General features: G+C 33.2%; 22 protein-coding genes and 1 tRNA gene. 9 read left to right on the plus strand and 14 right to left on the minus strand.

What is annotated here, in order from left to right; genetic code table 11:
- Positions 1-29 precede the first annotated feature (29 nt).
- From MTX13_RS02580 to MTX13_RS02590, 3 genes are all read right to left on the minus strand, one after another.
- Positions 30-167 (minus strand): hypothetical protein, encoded by a 138-nt coding sequence (locus MTX13_RS02580; RefSeq protein WP_250432856.1) that lies wholly within the window; start codon positions 165-167, stop codon positions 30-32.
- Between the two features lie 182 nt (positions 168-349).
- Complete coding sequence (locus MTX13_RS02585; RefSeq protein ID WP_250432857.1) at positions 350-2,536, minus strand: glutamine synthetase III family protein; 2,187 nt, start codon at positions 2,534-2,536, stop codon at positions 350-352.
- A 122-nt stretch (positions 2,537-2,658) separates the two neighbouring features.
- A complete protein-coding gene (locus MTX13_RS02590) occupies positions 2,659-3,612 on the minus strand; it encodes a calcium/sodium antiporter (RefSeq protein WP_250432858.1) in 954 nt (317 codons plus the stop codon).
- Positions 3,613-3,743: 131 nt separating this feature from the next.
- Here MTX13_RS02590 and MTX13_RS02595 point away from each other — a divergent pair, with 131 nt between their 5' ends.
- Positions 3,744-4,103: a BlaI/MecI/CopY family transcriptional regulator gene (locus tag MTX13_RS02595; protein WP_223033083.1), complete on the plus strand. Its 360-nt coding sequence runs from the start codon at positions 3,744-3,746 to the stop codon at positions 4,101-4,103.
- A 3-nt stretch (positions 4,104-4,106) separates the two neighbouring features.
- Positions 4,107-6,467, plus strand: coding sequence for a M56 family metallopeptidase (locus MTX13_RS02600; RefSeq protein WP_250432859.1), 2,361 nt, complete (start codon positions 4,107-4,109; stop codon positions 6,465-6,467).
- A gap of 46 nt (positions 6,468-6,513) precedes the next feature.
- Here MTX13_RS02600 and MTX13_RS02605 read toward each other — a convergent pair whose 3' ends face one another.
- Positions 6,514-8,481, minus strand: coding sequence for an endonuclease (locus tag MTX13_RS02605; protein WP_250432860.1), 1,968 nt, complete (start codon positions 8,479-8,481; stop codon positions 6,514-6,516).
- A 95-nt stretch (positions 8,482-8,576) separates the two neighbouring features.
- Between MTX13_RS02605 and MTX13_RS02610 the strand changes: the two genes are divergently transcribed.
- From MTX13_RS02610 to MTX13_RS02620, 3 genes are all read left to right on the plus strand, one after another.
- A complete protein-coding gene (locus tag MTX13_RS02610) occupies positions 8,577-8,729 on the plus strand; it encodes an SsrA-binding protein (RefSeq protein WP_223033080.1) in 153 nt (50 codons plus the stop codon).
- Between the two features lie 57 nt (positions 8,730-8,786).
- Positions 8,787-8,860: transfer RNA gene (locus MTX13_RS02615), tRNA-Arg, on the plus strand.
- Between the two features lie 195 nt (positions 8,861-9,055).
- Positions 9,056-9,715, plus strand: a complete 660-nt coding sequence (locus MTX13_RS02620) for a hypothetical protein (RefSeq protein ID WP_250432861.1) — start codon at positions 9,056-9,058, stop codon at positions 9,713-9,715.
- Between the two features lie 182 nt (positions 9,716-9,897).
- Here the strand turns inward: MTX13_RS02620 and MTX13_RS02625 are convergent, their stop codons facing one another.
- Genes MTX13_RS02625 through MTX13_RS02660 form a run of 8 tightly spaced genes read right to left on the minus strand, consistent with a single transcriptional unit; the run spans position 9,898 to position 15,276 of the window.
- Positions 9,898-10,173, minus strand: a complete 276-nt coding sequence (locus MTX13_RS02625) for an ATP-dependent Clp protease adaptor ClpS (protein WP_250432862.1) — start codon at positions 10,171-10,173, stop codon at positions 9,898-9,900.
- 14 nt (positions 10,174-10,187) lie between these two features.
- Positions 10,188-11,024 (minus strand): 50S ribosomal protein L11 methyltransferase, encoded by an 837-nt coding sequence (gene prmA, locus MTX13_RS02630; protein ID WP_250432863.1) that lies wholly within the window; start codon positions 11,022-11,024, stop codon positions 10,188-10,190.
- 9 nt (positions 11,025-11,033) lie between these two features.
- Positions 11,034-11,441, minus strand: a complete 408-nt coding sequence (locus MTX13_RS02635; RefSeq protein ID WP_250432864.1) for a hypothetical protein — start codon at positions 11,439-11,441, stop codon at positions 11,034-11,036.
- 15 nt (positions 11,442-11,456) lie between these two features.
- Positions 11,457-12,206, minus strand: a complete 750-nt coding sequence (gene tpiA, locus MTX13_RS02640; RefSeq protein WP_250432865.1) for a triose-phosphate isomerase — start codon at positions 12,204-12,206, stop codon at positions 11,457-11,459.
- A gap of 40 nt (positions 12,207-12,246) precedes the next feature.
- On the minus strand, positions 12,247-12,561 hold the full coding sequence (locus tag MTX13_RS02645) for a hypothetical protein (RefSeq protein ID WP_250432866.1): 315 nt from the start codon (positions 12,559-12,561) through the stop codon (positions 12,247-12,249).
- Positions 12,558-13,634: an ABC transporter permease gene (locus tag MTX13_RS02650; RefSeq protein WP_250432867.1), complete on the minus strand. Its 1,077-nt coding sequence runs from the start codon at positions 13,632-13,634 to the stop codon at positions 12,558-12,560. Before MTX13_RS02650 ends, MTX13_RS02645 begins: the two co-directional genes overlap by 4 nt.
- Positions 13,635-13,638: 4 nt before the next feature.
- Complete coding sequence (locus MTX13_RS02655; protein WP_250432868.1) at positions 13,639-14,733, minus strand: BT_3928 family protein; 1,095 nt, start codon at positions 14,731-14,733, stop codon at positions 13,639-13,641.
- 3 nt (positions 14,734-14,736) lie between these two features.
- Complete coding sequence (locus tag MTX13_RS02660; RefSeq protein ID WP_250432869.1) at positions 14,737-15,276, minus strand: DUF1599 domain-containing protein; 540 nt, start codon at positions 15,274-15,276, stop codon at positions 14,737-14,739.
- A gap of 106 nt (positions 15,277-15,382) precedes the next feature.
- On the opposite strand from MTX13_RS02660, the gene folP reads away from it, so the two are divergent.
- From folP to MTX13_RS02680, 4 genes are read left to right on the plus strand one after another with little or no spacing between them, the layout of a single operon-like run.
- Positions 15,383-16,207, plus strand: coding sequence for a dihydropteroate synthase (folP, locus tag MTX13_RS02665; RefSeq protein WP_250432870.1), 825 nt, complete (start codon positions 15,383-15,385; stop codon positions 16,205-16,207).
- A 1-nt stretch (position 16,208) separates the two neighbouring features.
- On the plus strand, positions 16,209-16,868 hold the full coding sequence (locus MTX13_RS02670) for a hypothetical protein (RefSeq protein WP_250432871.1): 660 nt from the start codon (positions 16,209-16,211) through the stop codon (positions 16,866-16,868).
- Between the two features lie 35 nt (positions 16,869-16,903).
- Positions 16,904-17,689, plus strand: coding sequence for a diadenylate cyclase CdaA (gene cdaA / locus MTX13_RS02675; protein ID WP_250432872.1), 786 nt, complete (start codon positions 16,904-16,906; stop codon positions 17,687-17,689).
- The gene (locus MTX13_RS02680) at positions 17,689-18,480 is read left to right on the plus strand and encodes a DUF3667 domain-containing protein (protein WP_250432873.1); all 792 of its coding nucleotides are present in this window, start codon (positions 17,689-17,691) and stop codon (positions 18,478-18,480) included. The genes cdaA and MTX13_RS02680 overlap by 1 nt, the downstream gene beginning before the upstream one ends.
- Positions 18,481-18,484: 4 nt before the next feature.
- Here MTX13_RS02680 and MTX13_RS02685 read toward each other — a convergent pair whose 3' ends face one another.
- Both MTX13_RS02685 and truA read right to left on the minus strand, forming a co-directional pair.
- A complete protein-coding gene (locus MTX13_RS02685; protein ID WP_250432874.1) occupies positions 18,485-20,260 on the minus strand; it encodes an ABC transporter ATP-binding protein in 1,776 nt (591 codons plus the stop codon).
- Positions 20,253-20,999 (minus strand): tRNA pseudouridine(38-40) synthase TruA, encoded by a 747-nt coding sequence (truA, locus tag MTX13_RS02690; RefSeq protein ID WP_250432875.1) that lies wholly within the window; start codon positions 20,997-20,999, stop codon positions 20,253-20,255. Before truA ends, MTX13_RS02685 begins: the two co-directional genes overlap by 8 nt.
- Positions 21,000-21,007: the final 8 nt, after the last annotated feature.

Genomic DNA, 21,007 nt, shown 5'->3' on the forward strand with positions numbered 1-21,007 from the left:
AGGGAATTGTAATAACATTTTAGAGTGCTCTACCTAGCAGCCAAAGAACTATTTTCTTCTTTCACAATTTCTTGAGCGGATACACCATCTTCAAGAGTTTCATTTGCTTGCGAAAAAATGAGGGTTGCAGCCAAAAGCATAAGAACACTTAATATAAGCCTCTTCATGTCAATAGATTAATGATTAATAGCATAACAAAAATAGACAAGTTTTAGCCTAATATTGAATTCTACTTTAATTTTTCGTTGACATACATTTTTATTCAGACGAAATGCAAGCTACACGGTAGCTTCCATAAAAAAACCCCATCATTTAAATGATGGAGTTCTTATAAGTTGTTATATACCAATTATTTAGTAAACAACAATTCTCTATACTTCGTTAATGGCCATAACTCATCATCAACCAACAGCTCTAATTTATCACAGCTATATCGAATGTCATCAAAAATTGATTTTACCTTAAAACAGTAAGCATTAGCTTTCTTTTCTATATCATCAATTCCATTAGCTTTTTTGCGCTCATTTGTCATTTTGGTAACATTAGAATTTATCAATTCGATATGTTTCGAAATATCCTCAATCAATTGCATTTGCTCTTGAGCATACTTCTTAAAATCGTTACCATAAATCTCCTTTAACCCTTTTACATTTTCTATAAGGATGTTTTGATATCGTACAGCTGTAGGTACCACGTGGTTTCTCGCGATATCACCCAACACACGACCTTCAATTTGAATACGGAGCACATACTCTTCCATTTCAATTTCATAACGCGCTTCTGCTTCTACTTTATTCATTACACCAAGCTGCTCAAACATCTTTATTGTTTTATCAGATATTTTAGCCTTAAGAGCTTCTGGAGTGGTTTTATTATTACTAAGACCACGCTTCTTGGCTTCTTTTTCCCAAGCTTCTCCATAACCGTTTCCTTCAAACAATATGTTTTTAGATTTCTTGATATACTCTCTTAAGATGTTAAAAACAGCTTCATCTTTCTTTAAATCCTTTTTCTTAATCAAAGCATCAACTTCTGCTTTAAACTCAATTAACTGGTTGGCCATAATTGTATTTAAAACCGTCATGGCATTAGCACAGTTGGCTTTAGACCCAACAGCTCTAAATTCAAATTTATTACCTGTAAACGCAAAAGGAGATGTTCTGTTTCTGTCTGTGTTATCTAATAAAATTTCAGGGATTTTACCAACAACGTTTAATTTTAAGTCTGTTTTTTCTTCAGGAGACAATTTGCCATTAGTAACATGCTCTAATTCATTAAGTACATTTGTTAATTGCTCACCAATGAATACAGAAATTATTGCTGGAGGTGCTTCGTTAGCTCCCAATCGGTGATCATTACTTGCCGATGCAATAGCAGCGCGCAACAACTCTTCATTATCATTTACAGCCTTTATTGTATTAATAAAAAATGTTAAAAACTGTAAATTACTCATAGGTGTTTTTCCTGGTCCTAATAAATTGACTCCAGTATCCGTACTCAAACTCCAGTTATTATGCTTACCCGAACCATTTACACCAGCAAAAGGCTTTTCGTGAAACAAAACTTTAAAATTATGTCTTTCTGCAACCTTATCCATAACATCCATTAACAGCGAGTTATGATCTACAGCTAAATTGGCTTCATCGTAAACAGGCGCCAATTCAAATTGATTTGGCGCAACTTCATTATGCCTTGTTTTAACTGGTATACCAAGAAGCATACATTCTGTTTCTAAATCACGCATGTATTGCATGGCCCTGTTTGGAATTGTCCCAAAATAATGGTCGTCCAACTGCTGTCCTTTAGCAGGAGAATGCCCTAATAAGGTTCTACCTGTAAGCACAAGGTCTGGTCTAGAAGCAACCAAAGAACTATCAATTAAAAAATACTCTTGCTCCCATCCCAATGATGCATTTACTTTTTTTACATTTTTGTCAAAATACTTACACACATCTACTGCTGCATGATCCACTGCTTGTAAAGCACGCAATAATGGTGTTTTATAATCTAAAGCTTCACCTGTATAAGAGACAAAAACAGTTGGAATACACAATGTTGTACCATAGATAAACGCTGGCGATGTTGGATCCCAAGCCGTATATCCACGAGCTTCAAATGTGTTTCTAATTCCTCCATTAGGAAAACTTGATGCATCTGGTTCCTGCTGCACTAATTGTCCCCCTCCAAACTTTTCAATAGCTCTACCATTCCCAATTGGTTCAAAAAACGCATCGTGCTTTTCTGCGGTGGCTCCAGTTAAAGGTTGAAACCAGTGCGTATAATGTGTTGCCCCTTTAGAGATAGCCCATTCTTTCATTCCAGTAGAAATGTGGTCTGCAACTACACGATCAATTTTAGTTCCGTTTTGCACCGCATCCATAACACTACTAAACGCTTCTTTTGTAAGGAATTGACGCATGGTATCCTCGTTAAACACATTAGACCCAAAAATAGATGAGCGTCTCTCATTTTCTTCAATGCGAACCGGTTTTCTTGTTAACGATTCTTTAATAGCATGAAATCTTAAAGTTGACATAAAATACAGTTTAGGATTATTTTTTACAGGGCAAAAATAGTTATTTTAATCAAATCAACATAAACAACCCTGTTTTTTTTAGGGTTAGTTGTCAACATTTGTTAATTACTATAAAACAGACCCTATTTATCTCCCAAAAAAGCAGAATAAATAAAAATAATATAAGCAGTGAGGATTAACATACCTTTCCAACGTCCAATAGTAAACCGCTTGGGTAAAAATGCTAAAGGCAGTAATATGGCCGCAAAACCTAGCATCCAAAAAATGTCTTGACCTAAAATATTTTCGTTTTTTACTTCAATAGGATGAACCATTGCGGTCAAACCCAAAACAGAAGCTATATTAAAAATGTTAGAACCTATTAAGTTTCCCAACGAAATAGCCTTTTCTTTCTTTAATGCTGCAATAACTGAAGCAGCCAATTCTGGTACACTAGTTCCAATAGCAACCATAGTTACAGATATAACACGTTCGCTTACACCTAGAGAGACAGCTGTTTCTTTAGCACCTTCCACCAACCATTCGCTACCAAAGTAAAGAGCCGCTCCACCAATAGTTAACCAAATTATAATCTTAAAATTTGAAGTCGTCTGTAAAGCATCATCTATTTCTTCAGGGATGCCCACTCCACTACTTCGTGAATTACGGATTAATATGTACAGAAATATAATAAGCGACAAAACCAAAGCTGCCCCTTCTCGAAAATTAATTACCAAACCACTTTCTAAAATATAGTAAAGCGCTAATGACAATAGCATCATCATGGGCCAATTCAGCTTGTAAAAATCCCTACTAATGGCCAATGGCGATATAAAAGCGGTTATACCCAACACCAGCCCAATATTGGCAATATTTGAGCCAATTACGTTTCCAAGTGAAATATCTGGCGAACCATCCAAAGCCGCTTGTAAACTAACTAAAAGCTCTGGCACTGAAGTTGCAAAGGACACAACCGTCATACCAATCACTAACTTTGAAATATTAAACTTAAAGGATAAAGCAACCGAAGAACGCACCAAAAACTCACCACCAACTACCAATAAAACCAATCCCAACAAAACCCAAATTAAGCTCATAAAACTATTTTTTGCGAAGATACTATTTCATTTTATTCTACAATAAAAACTAAAAATTTCGTTAAATAACTATATGCATAGTTGTATAACTATAAAAATAGTTATATGTTTGAACTAATAATTTATCTGTCATGCAAAAATTAACAAACAAAGAAGAAGAAATCATGCACATTCTATGGAGGCTAGAAAAAGCTTTTGTTAAAGATGTGCTAGCTGAAATAAAAGAAGACAAACCACATTACAACACCTTATCTACTATAATTAGAAATTTAGAAGAAAAAGGCTATGTAAGTTACAATGCTTTCGGCAAAACACATCAGTACTACCCTATTGTAAGCAAAGAGCTTTATAAAGAGAAGTACATGAATACAGCAATTGAAAATTACTTTAATAATTCATATAAAAATGTCGTATCATTTTTTGCTAAAGAAGAAAAAATAAGCGTTAGTGAATTAAAAGAAATTATTGAATTAATTGAAAAAAATAAATAAGCAATGGATTACTTACTAAAATCATCAGCCATTATTGCCCTTTTTTATCTGTTTTATCGAGTATTCCTGCAACGAGAGACCTTTTTTCAATCTAATAGATGGTTTTTAATTATTGGATTGGCAATAGCATTATTGCTACCTTCGATAGTTATACCTATATATATAGAATACACACCCATAGCATCTAGCACTCCAATATTGATTACTGAAGCTGTTTCCAACAATACAGTTGCCGAAGCTGACTCCTTTAATTGGATACAGGTTTTAACTTACCTATATATAATGGGTGTTAGTTTCTTTTTAGTAAAACTTTTTATTGAGCTGGCTTCTTTACACAGATTGATACAAAGAAATCCAAAAAAGAAAGTTGGACGCTATTCATTAATAGAAATATTTGACCGCGTCGCACCTTTTTCGTTTTTTAAATGGATAGTTTACAATCCCAATCAATTCAAAAAAACGGAGTTAAACTACATTATTAATCACGAGAAAATCCATGCCAATGAACATCATACGATTGATGTATTAATTGCTCAAATATGCTGTGCTATATTTTGGTTCAACCCATTAGTTTGGTTGTATAAAAATGAATTACAGCAAAACCTGGAGTTTATTGCAGACAAGAAAGCCCAAACCATATCTGACTGTAAAACCAGCTACCAAAAGCTGTTATTAAAAACCAGTGTGCCTCATCACCCATTGGTTCTCACAAATAATTTTTACAATTCATTAATCAAAAAACGAATAATTATGTTACACAAATCAAAATCAAACAAATTAAATGCTTGGAAATACGCCCTTGTCGTCCCTATTTTAGCATTGTTCTTAATGAGCTTTAATACTAAAGAGGTTTATATTTCAAAGGATATAGAAACCGTGCCAGTTGTTAAAAAAGACTTTATTATTTCATCTGCAAGTACCGATAATGATTTAGAGTTAATTACCAACTATTTTAAAAACAAACCTGTACAGCTATTGTTTTCTGAAGTTGTTAGAAATTCTGAAAATCAATTGAAATCATTGTCTTTAAACACCAAACATGACAACGGAAAAGATTACACTAAACGTATTACAGTTTCAAAATCTGATACTGATGTGATAACGCCTTTTAAAGTATCGTTCGACTCTAGTCAAGATGATATAACATTAAACTTTTTAGAAGAAAGTTCTCAAGACAACATCAGTAAACATAAAGTAAGCTTTAATAAGAACACAACTGTTGGTAAAATTGTTCCAACATCAAAAAAAACACGAGAAGAAACTAAAGATAATTCTTTAGGCGAAAACCCACTTTATGTTATTGGCAGCAAACAATACAAAAAAGAAGATCTTCCCAGCAGTAAAATTTCAACAGAAGGCACCATTGAAATTTTAAACAAAAAAGAAAGCAAAAAACGATTTGGAAGCGATGGTAGAGATGGAGCTATAATATTTAATGGCCATGCGTCTTTTGGAAAAGCTGAAACCACTAACTATTTAAGACTTAGTGAATTTATTATCACTAAAGATTTTAGTGAAGCTGATATTAATTTAGTTAAAGCACAATTAGAAAAAGAAGGGTTAAAAACTAAAATAAGAGGCATAAAGCGTAATAGCAATGGAGAGATTATCGCTATTAAAATTGAGGTTAGTTCAGACCACTCAAAAGCAAGCTTTAACTTGAACGATGATGGCCCAATAAACCCAATTCAAATTACATTTGATGAAGGCGGAAAAAATATTACCATTGGTTCTGGCAGACAACATAGAACCCATGTATATAGCACTCGTGCTCGAAACGCAAGAGAGAACAGAGTATATAGAACGCGTAGTCGTGCGCGAGCCGTTTCAGGTAGCAGTCATCGCATACATGCGTGCGATACCGATTGCGACCACGACCATGATGTGAAATTTGAATTTCGTACCGACGCACATGATGGAGATGATGAAGATGTAATTGTTAGAGGCAATAATACCTATGTTATAAAAAACAGCAACACCAACAACGGTAAACGCACAGTAACTATAACCAATGAAAATGGTGAAGATGAAGTCATAGAGTTAAAAAGCAATAACAATGTTTATTTCTTTGAATCCAAAGATGGTAAAATCAGCTCTAAAAATGCAGTATGGCTTGATGACAAAAACAAAAAATTTGAATACAAAATAAGGTCTAAAGGTAAAGGCAAAAATTTCTTCATCTCAACTGATAGCGAAGGCACGCCTTACATACTAAAAGATGGTAAGGAAATTACAAAAAAAGAAATGGATGAACTGGATCCTGATAATATAGATACCATTAATGTAATTAAAGGTGATGATGCTGTTAGCAAATATGGCAACAAAGCAAAAGATGGTGTTATTATTATAACCTCAAAAGAATAAACAAAACCTCAACAAAAAAATCCTAGGCTTTGACCTAGGATTTTTTTTATTCTATAATAATTTTCCGAACTTGAGTTATCCCATTACTAGTTATTTTCATAATGTAAATACCGGACGAAAAATCTAAATTAATAGAACTATTGTTAACCACATCATGAGACTCCAAAAATCGGCCGTCAACAGTATATAGTTTAACATGAATACGTTCTGTATTTAGTTTAAAGTTAATTCTTCCATTTGATGGGTTGGGGTAAATATTAACCAGATTCGCATTTACTTCATCAATGCTTAAGGGTTGGCTCCAAGTTTCGCCAACCATATTTCCCCACATATATTCTATTAAATCTGGCTGATCTATAAACGGGTTTCTATTAAACTGCCAATTATAAATTATGTTATTCCTATTCATTTCAAAATCGTCGGGAGGGTCGTTTCTATGCCAATTCAATAATGTCGCCAAATCACCAAATTGGCCAACCATGCCATCAGGAAATCCGTTAACAATTTCCAACCCATTATACCTTACAGCCAAATAAAAAACACTCCTAGCTACATCACCTTTAAAACTACCAAGAGTGCCAACAGGACCATTATATTCTCCGTAAAACTGATTGCCACGACTGCTGTTCTCTGGTCCATCAACGGCTCGCAAAGCATGTGCATCTGAATTACCATGACGTAACGAATCTGCTTTTGTTTCCCAAAATACGTCTATACCATCAGCTATTTCATCTTCTTCTATACTAAAATATCCAGCTCTAGACCTTGGGAATGTGTGCTCTCTGTTCCATTTACCAGTATTAACTGAAGTCGTTTGAAAATCTAATTTGGCTCGACCTTCTTCTAAATAAACCAACCAAACTTGATTGCTATTTTCAGGATTCTGATCGGCTTCCTTTAAAATATCAATACAATCATTATAGGTTTGTGCTCTTACAACGCCAGGGTTTGCAATAATATCTTGCAAGGCTTGTCTTAATTCTATATCAGCCAACCCATCAAGACTATTATAATAACTACTAGTTTGAGTACTCTCTACAATTCCATAAGTTGGATTGGTTGGCGTACCAAAACTAGCCATAGTAAAATCATCATCAATTACTCGAAGTTTAATAAAATTATTAAACGGAATAAATGGCGATTGTAAATTTAAAAACTTTATTAAGGGTTCTTCGTCTCCTTCATCATCAGTATCATTTATTAAAGAAATAGTTGTAGAAACCGTGTTTGTTCCATTTAAAATGGTAAGCGTTGTATTTCCTGTAAAATCTGATGCATTAAATCCTCCGTTATCTAATGAAAAACTAAACTGGTAATCTGAAGTAACATCATCTTGTGCTGTAAAGGTAATATCAAAACTATCGCCTTCATCAAATTGCGTTTGGATAACTGATATTTCAATGGGATTGAAAACTATACCACTTCCATCATTTAAAGCGCGAGGTGTTGGCGTTGTTGATGTATACGAACCATCATTATTACGCTGAATGGAATTGGTGTTATTACCAGACCCTTCATTTATTTGCTGAATATCTACAAATCTTGGGTCGTCGTTAAATATGTCAATCATATCTACGTCATCAGAATCCGATGTATCATAAATTAAAACATCAACCAAGTTTGTAATGGTGGCTACGGTTCCTTCAGGAAAATCAAAATCATTGGCCTGATATATGGCTACTGCATCGGCTCCATTTTGAATAACATTAGCAGAAATTAAAAGCTGCGGAAAAGGCGTAACCGTTTCACTACCTATAAGCAACAAGCCGTTAACATCTGTTGAATAACCATCTAAATCTATTGTAAAATAACTTGAATTAGCACCTGAAGTAGACCCATTAAAAAAGACAATAACATAACCATCTAAAGCCATATTGGGAGTATCAGATTTTAATTCAACAAACTCCTTATCGTCTATTCCTGGCGTATCGCAATCCAGTTCGTTAATAACAATTTGGGCAACTGATTGCCAAGAAAAAGCTAGAAGCGCAATACAAAGTAAAATTTGTTTCATAAAAAAGCATTTTTGCAAAAGTAATCATCTGTTTATCATTAAATTATTAATTGGTTTAATAAATCATTAATTTTAACATTTGAAAAAAAATCAGAATGAGAAAATCCTTTTTTAAGTTTTTAGCAAAAGTCAACAAAGCCGTATTACCAAGCTATACGAAACAACGTTTAGATTTAAGCAAGGCCAGCAAATTACAAATGGCCATATTTGGGTGGAAATTGTATGTAACCAAAAATGCTTTAGATTAATTTAAAATTTATTTGGCAGTTTATCTAAAAAAGGAATATATTTGCACCCACAAAATTGGCCACGTGGCGCAACTGAATAGCGCACTTGATTACGGCTCAAGAGGTTGCAGGTTTGAATCCTGCCGTGGTCACTAACAAAAAAAAGCTTTCAACAACTTGAAAGCTTTTTTTATTTCTCAAATCTGGTAAAAATCCATTCAAATGGATAAATACTTCTCTATCAAATGCTTGAATTTTAAAAAAAATATCTAGAACTATTCTAATTAATAATTGCAGCTTTTGGAACAGAAATTGATAACAAAAAAACCTAACTTTAAAAATTTATTATGAAAAAATTAATTATTGTCACATTTTTATTTGCAACTGGAATTACCTTTAGCCAAGAAAAAGAAAAAGAAAAAAAAGTAAGTATTCAACAAGGCACATGGAATATTGATGGGTTTGTTTCTGTGTACAACAAAAATTCTGATATAAATGATGATATGCGTGAAACTATTTTTTCGTTCTCCTCAAATGTTGGATACACAATTAAAAACAATCTCATTCTTGGAATAGGTCTTGGATATAGCTTTAGTGATTATGATTTTCGAAATACTGAACCTGTCTTTAATTATGAGCTATCTAAAAATAAAAATTTATATGGAGCCCATGCATTCGTAAAAAAGTTCATTCCAATAAAAGGAAAATTCGCTTTAGTATTTCTAGGAGAACTTGGATATTCTAAATTATATGAGAAAAATGAACGTCTGGACCAAGGTAGCAGAACAACAACTAAAATTGAAACAAATACTATTTTTTCAGGTATTCGACCTGGCATAACTTATTTTATCACTGAACATTTTGCCATAGAAGGTAAATTCGGAACATTACGATATGAATATTCTGAATCTCAAGTTAATAATGATCCGCATAAATCGAATTCAAATTCATTCTATTTTGCTTTTAATCCATCAACGATATATTTAGGAGTATCTTTTTATCTTTAGTTAGTAAAAGCCTGTTAATTAAAATTGTTAAAGTCTTTTATCTAGACTTTTTCCCAAACCTGATAAAAGTCATAGGTTATTTCAATAGTAATACAGACCTTTAATAAGCTATTAATCGAGAAACTTATTTACCAGATTGGTTTCTTAAAACAAGGCATCTATTTAGTCTGTAGATGCCTTTTTTATACAATTTCTGCGCTCAAACCCGCTTCTTGAAGCATGGAACAACGTGGCTCCAACTCTTTATAAGGACCGGTTTTTACAGCACACTTACCTTTATAATGCACAATAATGGAGCATTGTTCGGCTTGTTCTGGTGTATGGTCGCAGGCATAGATTAAAGTCTCTATAACATGGTCAAAAGTATTGACATCATCATTATAGAGTATAATTTCGTTTTGTTTTAAGGTTTTTTCATCGAGAAGCGTAGCTTCTGAAGTTTTTTCTTTAAGGCTCATGGCAATTTTTACTACTAATTTATAAATTTTAGGGCAACCCAATGATTTTGCTCTATAGTATCAACGTGTTGCAATCCTAATATATTACACTTTTCTTTTATAATTTGAATGTCATCTTTATAAAATCCACTTAAAAATACTAAACCGTTAGCATTTAAACAAGCCACATAACTATCTAAATCTTCAAGCAAAATATTACGGTTTATATTGGCAATAACAATATCGTACCGTTTGTCTTTCAATAAGCTAGCATCGCCTTCAAGAACAGCAATGTTTTTACATTTATTACGGGCAACATTTTCTAAACTATTTAAGTAGCACCAATTATCAATATCTATAGCATCAATCATGCTTGCTCCTTTCATTTCAGCTAGTATGGCCAAAACTCCTGTACCGCAACCCATATCTAAAACCGATTTCCCGTGAAAATCATTTTTTAAAATATGCTGAATCATCATGTGTGTGGTTTCATGATGCCCAGTACCAAAACTCATTTTGGGTTCAATAACAATATCATATTGCGTATTAAACGATTCGTGAAAAGGCGCACGTACTGTACATAAATCACTAACAACAATAGGATGGAAATTGCGTTCCCATTCGGCATTCCAATTGGTTTGTTCAATTTCGTTAAATGTATATGAAATTGAAAATTCATCGGTATGAAGTACTTGAATATCGCTTAAAATATCGGCATTCCAATCTTCTTTTTGAATATATGCCGTTACACCTTCATCGGTTTCCACAAAGCTTTCAAAACCTGCGTAGCCCAATTCTGCAATTAGTATTTCTACACCTGGCTGTAATGGTGAAACTTTAAAATCGTAACCAATGTAAATAGTGTTGCTCATGAATTAATTTTATTTAGATTTCTTTAAAAAGTTAAGCATTAAATTTAATGGAAAAACGACTTGAACGGCAAAAATTAGCATTACAATAATAGCCATTATGGAATTTATATCAGAATCTTTAAAAAAATGCTCAAGCAAGAATGCGACAATGATACCATCGATTGTGATAATCACATGGATTATTGTCATCCACATAACTAGTTTCCGGTTAAGTTTTCGCATTAACCAATACCAAAAACCAATTATGCTGAAAGCTATAGCAAGTATTACAACTAAATAAGCGTTTTTAATTATGAAATACGTATCATAATAATAAACCGAGAGTGTACCGTCACCATTCAAAAACCCATAAAGGAGCAGTATTGGAATAGAAATCCAGAAGTACAAATGAGGTTTAGTAAATAATCTCGCTCCCAAAATATGTTTTTTGCACTAAAAAGCATTAACAATAGCAAAGAAGTCTGAGGCTTTTAAAGATGCACCGCCTATAAGCCCACCATCAACATCTGGCTTCGAAAAAATTTCCTTGGCATTATTAGGCTTCACACTACCACCATACAAGATTGAAACTGAATTTGATGTATCACTTCCATACTTGTCAGACAAGGTTTTTCTTATAAAAGCATGCATATCCTGCGCTTGTTCTGGGGTCGCTGTTTCTCCTGTACCAATAGCCCAAACAGGTTCGTAAGCCAAAACAATATTTTTAAAGGCTGATGCTTCTAAATGAAATAAAGCATTTTTTATCTGACGCTCCACTACTGATTCGTGATGACCAGATTTTCTATCACTTAACTCCTCACCAAAACAAAATATCACACGCATATCATGCTCTAAAGCTGTATTAATTTTTTTTGCTAAAGCCTCATCTGTTTCATTAAAATATGCACGACGCTCACTATGCCCCAGAATCACAGACTGGATACCAATGCTTTTCAACATACCAGCACTAATTTCACCCGTATATGCACCATCTTCAGCAAAATGCATATTTTGTGCAACCACTTCTATAGGAAATTGTCTTGTTTCCTCAAATGCTGGCCAAAGATTAGTAAACGCTGGTGCTATCATAACTTCGGCATCTGAAGTTTTTTTCTGTTGCTTTAATTCAGTAATTAATGTCTTTGTTTGAATTAAACCGTTATTCATTTTCCAGTTTCCAGCAACTATATGTTTTCTCATGATACTCGTTTTGTTTTGGTTCAACTATCTATTGATTATCTTAAAAAATTTTATACATCTTGTAAATTAAATAAACAGCTATTAAAAGTAAAGCTACATATGCAAATACTTTCTTTATGGGCTGTATATGCTGTAATTCTGATTCAGCATTTTCTTTTACAATTACATCCTTAATCTGCTTTGCTTTATCTATATCTTTTTCATGAATATAAAATAGTGTTGAACCTATATCACCCTCATAAGAATCTCGTTCAATTTGTTTAAATTCTATATTATTATTTAGTAATTCTCTTTCTAAGAATTTAGCAGGAAACGGATATGACATTTCAGCAACTAAATAAGTTAATTCATTCATGTTAAATTCACTTTAGGATCCAACCAAGCATAAATAATATCTACAAAAATATTGATTATAATAAATATAATAGCAATAATTAATACAGCTCCCATAATAACTGGTAAGTCCAATGTGTTTAAGGCATTAACTATTTCCTTCCCCAAACCATTCCAGCCAAAAATATACTCTACAAAAACAGCTCCAGCAAGCATAGATGCAAACCATCCTGAAATTGCAGTTACCACGGGATTCATGGCATTTTTTATGGCGTGTTTTTTAATTATTTGATATTCGCTTAAACCTTTTGCCCTAGCGGTACGAATGTAATCTTGATTATAAACTTCCAACAACGAGTTACGCATTAACTGAATGACTACCGCCAAAGGCCTTATTCCCAACACTACAGCAGGAAGTATTAAATTCTTCCATTGAATATGTAACGATTCGCCATAATCATCTAACTCATAAAGGCTTCCTGTCATTTCTAAATTGGTATATTCATGCAATACAAAACCAAAGAACCAAGCAAATAATATGGCACTAAAAAACGAAGGCACGCTCATGCCAACTGTACTCAAAATTTGAATGAGTTTATCAAGCCATGTGTCTTTATAAATAGCCGAAATAACACCAAGAATCAACCCTAACAACATAGCTATAATGATAGCCGAAACCGCCAGCACAAACGTATTGGGTAAAGTTTCACCTATAACTTGGGAAACAGGCTTGCCTTGTTTGGTGAATGATTCGCGCAAGTAAGGCCATTTTAAAACTACTGTTGTATTTGCAACCGTAAACAGTTTTGCTGCCGAATACTTGTTTTTTCTTAAAAATGTATAATCTTCAGATTGATTGGAATGAAAAGATACAGGTGATAAATCATTCAAATAATAAAAATACTGTGTTAGTTTAGGTTTATCAAAACCATACTTTTTTCTGACGGCTTCAACTTGTTCTGCTGACTGATTTTGACCCAACATCATTTTAGCAGGGTCACCAGGAAGCACATTAAACAATAAGAAAATTACCGTAACAACACCAAATAAGGTGAGAAAAGCGTAAAACAGTTTATTTAAAAAATAGCTTATCAAATATTTACAAATCTATATCGTCTATATCATTCCAATGTGCTTTTTGCACCACCGTACCTTTATTGAGTTTTACAATTCCAGGACTTGCACGCACAACTGTTTTTAATGCTTTTTCATCGCATAAATAGAAATCAAAACTTAAGTTATGTTCAGCTTTAAAAGCTTGCTTTTCTTCAGTACCAGAAGCCGACAGGCCTATTACAACATATCCTGCATCTATGGCTTTATCAGAAAATGCTTTGAGTTTAGCAACACCTTCAGGTTCTGCTGTTGCCAAATTGTACATGATTATCATGATAAGGTTTTCTTCATTTAAAAAAGCTTCAGTATAATCGGCATCATCGGTTTCAATTGAAAAATCTTTTACAGGTGGATCATAACCTTCTTCAATTACTTTGGTTTCTACGCCAACATATTCACCGTCTACCGTTGGATAACTACCATTTGTAACATATTCTTTTTCTTCACCATTAACATTAAATGTCCAAGTGAATTCTTGAACTGGTTTAGGCGCATCGTCTGGAATAATCATACCTTCCTGAATATTAGCTCCTACTTTATAAGCCCTAAAATCTATTGCTGGCAAATGCATTAACACATAATAGGCAAAGCCCAAACTCGCTATAAAACTCCCAAGAGCAACAACGGTTAAACCTAATTTATTCATTATAGGGTTAATGTGTTTTACACCCTTGAATAAAATCAAGATAAATACCAATAGTATAACATCTTTGGTAAAACTCTCCCATGGTGTCAATTTAAGTGCATCGCCAAAGCAACCGCAATCTTTTACTTTATCAAAATAAGCCGAATAAAAGGTTAAAAATGTAAAAAACACAATCATTCCCAACAAGCTCCACACTGTAAACTTGGGTTTATATCCTATGAGTAGAAAAATACCAAGAACAACTTCAAAAACAACAACCAATATTGAAATTATAAGCGCATAAGGCTCCAAAAATGGAATATTTAAAACATCGACACTAAAATACTCTTGCAACTTATAGGAAAAACCCAATGGGTCGTTCAACTTTATAAACCCTGAAATTATAAATAAAACGCCTACTAATATTCTACTAATGCTTACTAAATATTTCATATGCTAATTTTCGTTTAAATGAATCATGGCAAATACAGCATAATTAATCATGTCTTGATAATTAGCATCGATACCTTCACTAACTAAAGTTTTGCCTTTGTTGTTTTCAATTGACTTTACACGTAATAATTTCTGCAAAATTAAATCGGTTAATGAGCTAACACGCATATCACGCCAAGCTTCGCCATAGTCATGGTTTTTATCTAGCATTAACTGTTTTGTAGTGGTTATTTGTTGGTCGTAAAGTTCCGTTGCCTGTTCAGTTGACAAATCTGGTTGATCTACAACACCTTTATCTAACTGGATTAACGCCATAATACAATAGTTGACAATACCAATAAACTCACTCACTTCACCTTCATCTACTTTGCGTTCGTCATTTTCTTGCAAGCTACGTATGCGCTGTGCCTTAATAAAAATTTGATCGGTTAAAGATGGTAGCCTTAAAATACGCCAAGCGCTACCATAATCAGACATTTTTTTTATAAATAAACTTCTACAGGTTTCAATTACGAGATCGTATTGTTTTGAAGTATCTTGCATGAATTAAATTGAATTTTCCGTAAATTTCGCATAAATAATTTTAATGTTCAAAGTTTCCGGTTTAAAGTTTCAAAACCCTTTACCAACAACCTCAAACTAGGTATAAATGACAATTAATTGCAAAGGCAGCCTCATAGATTTAAGCACCCCAAAAGTAATGGGCATTCTTAATCTTACTCCAGATTCCTTTTATGATGGTGGGAAATATAAAAATGAAAGTGAAATACTATCACAAGTTTACATGATGCTAAAAAATGGCGCTACTTTTATAGACCTTGGTTCTTATAGTTCCAGGCCAGGAGCTATTGATATTAGTGAAGATGAAGAAAAAAAGCGCCTCTCTCCTATTATAACATTAATTCTTAAGGAGTTTCCAAATGCATTGTTATCAATTGACACATTTAGAAGTCAAGTTGCCAAATTGGGTATTGAAGCTGGTGCCTCAATAATCAATGATATAAGCGCTGGGCAATTAGATGATAATATGATGCCGACAGTTGCAAAACTACGTGTCCCGTATATTATGATGCACATGAAAGGCACACCACAAACCATGGCCAAAGAGACACAGTATGATAATCTTATTGAAGACCTTATGTATTACTTTTCAGAGCGTTTAGCTTTGGCTCGTAGTTATGGCATAATAGATACTATAATTGATCCTGGCTTTGGATTTGCAAAAACTCGGGAACAGAATTTTGCTTTATTAAATCATTTAGAATTATTTAAAACAATAGAAAGACCAATGCTTGTTGGTCTATCCAGAAAATCTATGATTTACAAAACCTTGAATAGTTCGCCTAACGAGGCCTTGAATGGCACAAGCGTACTTAACACTATAGCCCTACAAAAAAAAGCAAATATTTTACGTGTTCATGATGTTAAAGAAGCTGTGGAATGTGTTCAACTTATTAATCAATTACAAAACTAATATGCGAATTTCACTAGTATTAATCCTTATTGTTTTCATGTCCTGTAATTCAGAAAAAATAATTGAGCTACCTGAAATTAAGCAAGCAACAATCACTGAAATTAATGACGTTTCACCTGCATATTTGTTTTACGATGAAACGCAGCCTGACAGGGTAGAGTTAAACCGTAAAAATTTAATTAGTACGACTAATTGGCTTGTAAATGTTGACAAACGTTTGACTCTAGGGCAAGCCATTCCTAAAATTCAATTTTTACAACAGAAAAAAAACAATTCCAGTCATAAGAATGAGGCTGCAAAGAATTACTACACCTGCCATGATTTAAGTGAGAATAACTTAGGGTTTATTGAATTTACCAATGTTGTATATCATTTAAAAATGATTAACTCAAATTCATTTGAATTAATCAATAAAAATCAAAGTGTTCTTTTAATTGATTACAATAAAGACAGGTCGCTAACAATGGTGGACATTTTAGATAACAAACTAATAAATCGTGGAGTATTTAAGCTTGATCATTTAGAGTATAAAAATTATGATACAATAATTTTGTCTTTTAGTAAGGATCTTTCTTTTCAGGATTATATTTCATTAAAAGATAAATTGACCTCAATTAATTTTGAAGACATTACAATAGACAACAACGAATTTATTTATTAAGCTTATTTTGTTAAATTTACCAAAACCCACTGCCTTTGGAAATTTTTGATGACTTACTAAAATTCACAATAGTTGATATTATAGACGTTATTTTGGTAGCCCTTCTACTCTACTATGTCTATAAATTAGTAAAAGGTACTGTAGCTATAAATATTTTTATTGGGATTGTAATAATTTACTTCATCTATCTTATCACGGAAGCCCTACAAATGAAGATGTTAAGTAAAATACTTGGCGGCTTTATGAGTGTGGGTTTAATTGCGCTTATTGTGGTATTTCAACAAGAAATCAGGAAATTTCTACTTATGATTGGCTCAACCAACTTTAGTAAACGCGGAAAATTCTTTAGGCAATTAAAATTTTTAAAAACTGAATCTGCCACAGAAACAGATGTTAGCGCCATTGTTAACGCCTGCAATAAAATGGGCACCACAAAAACTGGAGCTTTAATAGTTTTTGAACGCAATAATAATCTTGATTTCTTGACCAACACTGGCGATGAGATGAATATAAGGGTTACGCAACCTATTATTGAAAGTATATTTTTCAAAAACAGTCCCTTACACGATGGCGCCATTATCATTATAAATAATGTGGTTAAAGCAACTCGGGTTATACTGCCTGTTAACAACGAAAAAACATTACCGCAGCGTTTTGGATTAAGACATCGTGCCGCTGTTGGTATTACTGAAAAAACCGATGCATTGGCTTTAGTTGTTAGCGAAGAAACTGGTCAAATATCGTATTTTAAAGATGGTAAATTTGTCATGTTTAAAGACACACAAGACCTAACCCATATTATTAAAGAAGATTTAGGGTAATGCTATGCAAAAACTGTAAAATAGCTATTGACAGCACTGATAATTATTGTAAAAACTGCGGTGGAAAAATAATTAAGAAGAGACTAACCATTCAAAATTTATTTGAACATTTTAGTGCCCAGTTTTTAAATTACGACAACCTGTTTCTACAAACATTCATTTGTTTATTCACAAAGCCCGAAGATGTAATTGGTGGTTATATTGATGGTGTTCGAAAAAAGTATATTAATCCTATAAGCTATTTTGCTTTAGCTATTACCCTTGCAGGATTCCAAATTTATATTATTAAAACTTTTTTTCCTGAAGGCCTTGATTTATCTAATATAACCATAGAAGGGCAAGAAGAATTTGCTAATTCGTATTTCAGTTTTATTCAAGATTATCAATCTTTAATATTGCCATTGTTTGTTCCTGCCTATGCTTTAATGTCTAAAATTGTCTTTTACAACTACAAAAAATACAATTACACCGAACATTTGGTGACCTTCTTGTATATTTTATCACAGCTGACAATAGCAATGATTTTACCTGTTATTACTTTTACTGGTTTAGGGTATACCTATGGAGATTTTACCATGTTTACTATAATATTTCAAATAACTTACTCTGCCTATTGTTTAAAAAGAGTATTTGCATTGAGCTTTAAGAAGCTACTTTTAAAGACACTATTATTTTTTGTGGTTTTTAGTCTTTTATATGTACTGGCTATTATTCTTTTTATAGCCATAATGATTATGATTTATGGTGGTTTAGAAGGTTTTGCTGAAGCTTTTGGAAGTATAAGTCAATAATTTATTAGGCCACTTCTTCCTCTTCTTTTAAAAACTGCACTTCATATAGGTTTTTGTAATACCCATCAGTTTTTTGCAGCAACTCATTATGTGTCCCCTCTTCAACTATTTGCCCAGCATCCATAACTACAATTTTGTCAGCTTTCTTTACAGTGGCCAATCTATGAGCAATGATAATTGAAGTTCTTCCTTTGGTTATCTTGTCAGTTGCGTTTTGAATAAGCTGTTCTGAATAGGAATCAACCGAAGATGTCGCTTCATCCAAGACCAAGATACTTGGATTGGTAACATAAGCCCTTAAAAATGAAATTAATTGTCGCTGACCCGACGAAAGCATAACGCCACGTTCTTTTACGTTATAATGATAACCATTAGGCAAACTCATAATAAACTCATGAATACCAATATCTTTTGCGGCTTGAACAACTTCCTGTTCCGTAATATGCGGATTGTTTAATGTAATATTGTTTAAAATAGTATCAGCAAAAAGAAATACATCTTGAAGTACAACAGCTATTTGGCTACGCAATGACGCTAATGTCATATCTTTTATATTGATATTATCAATCAAAATACTACCCGCTTGAATATCATAAAACCTATTTAATAAATTTATGATGGTAGATTTACCTGCTCCTGTAGCACCAACAATCGCTATGGTTTCACCAGCGGTGAGATTTAAAGAAACGCCTTTTAAAACCTCTTCATCCTCAACATAGCTAAAATGTACATCACTGAATGTTATTTCGCCTTTAAAGTGTGTTGCAACTTGAGTTCCGGTATCGTCAATCTGTGAGGTAGTTTCCAATACTTTAAACACACGTGTTGCCGCGACCATACCCATCTGTAGCGTATTAAACTTATCTGCAATTTGACGTAATGGCCTAAATAGCATAGGAATCATCATAATAAAGGCAGTTAAATCACCTAATGATGCGGTTTGACCTATAACCGTATTAAGACCACCATACCAGGCTATAAGCCCAATGGTTATCGATGATGACAATTCAGCTATTGGGAAAAATATAGAGTTATACCAAACGGTCTTTAACCAACCTTGTTTATGCCTTTCGTTTATTGCTTTGAATTTTTTGTACTCGGTATCTTCTCGCGTAAACAATTGTAGAATCTTCATTCCAGTAACACGCTCTTGAACAAAAGAATTAAGATTGGACACTTCGGTTCGCACTTCTTCAAAAGCTTTTTTCATATACTTTTGAAAAATACGAGTAGCATACAACACCAAAGGCAACATTAAAAATACGATAACGCTTAATTCCCAATTCATATAAATCATAACGCCAGAAACAACCAACATGGTAAGCAAATCACGAAATATCATAAACAAGCCCTGCCCAAAAATATCAGCTATCCGCTCCATATCTGTTACTGCCCTTGTAATTAGTACACCTACAGAAGAATTATTGAAATATTTCATTTTAAAGCCCAACATATGGTTGAACAATTTTACGCGTATATCCTTTACTACCGTTTGTCCTAACCAACCAGCATAATAAATAAAAAGTAACTGAAAAATAACCTCACCCAACAACATGCCTCCCATTAACAAGATGTAGGGCAAAAAGCCTTCAAATGTTTTTGTTGTAATGTTATTATCTATCGCCTGCTGCAAGATATAGGGTCGAGCTGCGCCCAAAACAGCCAATAAGATAACAGCATCCAAAACACCAACAAACACACTTTTATAAGGCGATATAAATAGCATTAGCTTTTTAAATAATTGCGTATCGAATATTTTATTTTGCTTTTTGTCAGTCATTAATTATTGTTTCTGGATAATCAATTTTAGTTAGATACAAGCCATGTGCTGGAACAGAATACCCTGCTTCACTTCTGTTTTTCGAAGCTATTATAGTTTCTAGATCTTCAACTGTTATTTTTTTTAAACCAACATTTACCAATGTTCCTACTATGGCACGAACCATATTGCGTAAAAACCTATCTGCTTTTATTGTGAAATGTAGTTCATTGCCAATCTGTTCCCATTTTGCCTTTTTCACATCACAATAATACGTTTTTACATCTGTATGCGTTTTAGAAAAGCATTGAAAATCTTTATGACCCAATAATAGATTTGTTGCTTGATTCATTAAATTTATATCCAATGGTTTTTTCATGAAATACGCTGAATCAAAATTAAACGCATCTTTCTCTATAGCTACACGATATAAATACGTTCTACCAATAGCATCAAAACGTGCATGCGTATCTTTATGAACCTGAAAAATATTGTGGACAGCTATATCCTGTGGTAAAAACGCATTAAGCTTATATTTTAAATGATCGTTTTCTATTTTGATATTCGAATCAAAATGGGCAAACATTTGTTTGGCATGTACACCAGCATCTGTGCGCCCAGCACCAACAATTTTAGTTTCAGCATTCAATAATTTGCTCAAGGCATTTTCAACAACTTCCTGTACAGAAATAGCGTTGGGTTGATTTTGCCAACCGTGGTAAGCCTTACCATTATATGAAAGTTCTAAAAAATATCGCAAGAAAGTCT

Origin of the sequence: Hanstruepera flava (genome assembly GCF_023634025.1) — a bacterium.
Classification (GTDB): domain Bacteria; phylum Bacteroidota; class Bacteroidia; order Flavobacteriales; family Flavobacteriaceae; genus Hanstruepera; species Hanstruepera flava.

Coding starts and splice junctions, on each gene's coding strand:
- MTX13_RS02620 (WP_250432861.1), top strand. CDS start 9,056: ATGAAAAAATTAATTATTGTCACATTTTTATTTGCAACTGGAATTACC.
- MTX13_RS02680 (WP_250432873.1), top strand. CDS start 17,689: ATGCTATGCAAAAACTGTAAAATAGCTATTGACAGCACTGATAATTAT.
- MTX13_RS02590 (WP_250432858.1), bottom strand. CDS start 3,612: ATGAGCTTAATTTGGGTTTTGTTGGGATTGGTTTTATTGGTAGTTGGT.
- MTX13_RS02655 (WP_250432868.1), bottom strand. CDS start 14,733: ATGAAATATTTAGTAAGCATTAGTAGAATATTAGTAGGCGTTTTATTT.
- MTX13_RS02600 (WP_250432859.1), top strand. CDS start 4,107: ATGGATTACTTACTAAAATCATCAGCCATTATTGCCCTTTTTTATCTG.
- MTX13_RS02580 (WP_250432856.1), bottom strand. CDS start 167: ATGAAGAGGCTTATATTAAGTGTTCTTATGCTTTTGGCTGCAACCCTC.
- MTX13_RS02595 (WP_223033083.1), top strand. CDS start 3,744: ATGCAAAAATTAACAAACAAAGAAGAAGAAATCATGCACATTCTATGG.
- tpiA (WP_250432865.1), bottom strand. CDS start 12,206: ATGAGAAAACATATAGTTGCTGGAAACTGGAAAATGAATAACGGTTTA.
- MTX13_RS02605 (WP_250432860.1), bottom strand. CDS start 8,481: ATGAAACAAATTTTACTTTGTATTGCGCTTCTAGCTTTTTCTTGGCAA.
- MTX13_RS02670 (WP_250432871.1), top strand. CDS start 16,209: ATGCGAATTTCACTAGTATTAATCCTTATTGTTTTCATGTCCTGTAAT.
- prmA (WP_250432863.1), bottom strand. CDS start 11,024: ATGAGCAACACTATTTACATTGGTTACGATTTTAAAGTTTCACCATTA.
- MTX13_RS02645 (WP_250432866.1), bottom strand. CDS start 12,561: ATGAATGAATTAACTTATTTAGTTGCTGAAATGTCATATCCGTTTCCT.
- MTX13_RS02585 (WP_250432857.1), bottom strand. CDS start 2,536: ATGTCAACTTTAAGATTTCATGCTATTAAAGAATCGTTAACAAGAAAA.
- folP (WP_250432870.1), top strand. CDS start 15,383: ATGACAATTAATTGCAAAGGCAGCCTCATAGATTTAAGCACCCCAAAA.
- MTX13_RS02625 (WP_250432862.1), bottom strand. CDS start 10,173: ATGAGCCTTAAAGAAAAAACTTCAGAAGCTACGCTTCTCGATGAAAAA.
- MTX13_RS02660 (WP_250432869.1), bottom strand. CDS start 15,276: ATGCAAGATACTTCAAAACAATACGATCTCGTAATTGAAACCTGTAGA.
- MTX13_RS02610 (WP_223033080.1), top strand. CDS start 8,577: ATGAGAAAATCCTTTTTTAAGTTTTTAGCAAAAGTCAACAAAGCCGTA.
- MTX13_RS02685 (WP_250432874.1), bottom strand. CDS start 20,260: ATGACTGACAAAAAGCAAAATAAAATATTCGATACGCAATTATTTAAA.